Origin of the sequence: Paraburkholderia sp. SIMBA_027 (assembly GCF_046535315.1) — a bacterium.
In the GTDB taxonomy this organism is placed as follows: domain Bacteria; phylum Pseudomonadota; class Gammaproteobacteria; order Burkholderiales; family Burkholderiaceae; genus Paraburkholderia; species Paraburkholderia tropica.
The window spans coordinates 1-251 of sequence record NZ_JAWRWY010001209.1 but is presented as its reverse complement, the minus strand read 5'-3'; the positions used below and the strand labels follow the sequence as shown (position 1 = coordinate 251).

1 pseudogene is annotated in these 251 nt (G+C 64.1%); it reads left to right on the top strand.

Going from position 1 to position 251, the window contains the following annotated elements:
* Positions 1-251: pseudogene (locus tag SB764_RS42985) on the top strand (4-amino-4-deoxy-L-arabinose transferase); the annotation flags it as partial.

The following is a 251-nucleotide window of genomic DNA, read 5'->3' as shown; positions in this document are numbered from 1 at the left end:
AGAACCGCCCCGGGCCGTTCTACTACTTCGTGCCGGTACTGCTGGTCGGGTTCCTGCCGTGGCTGTCGATTACCGTGCAAAGCGTTCGCCACGCGTGGCGCCAGCCGCGCCAGCCGAACGGCTTCGCACCGGTGATCCTGCTGCTGGTGTGGACGGTGTTCATCTTCCTGTTCTTCAGTGCGTCGCACTCGAAGCTGCTGTCCTACACGCTGCCGATCGCCCCGGCCATCGCGCTGCTGATCGGCATGTAT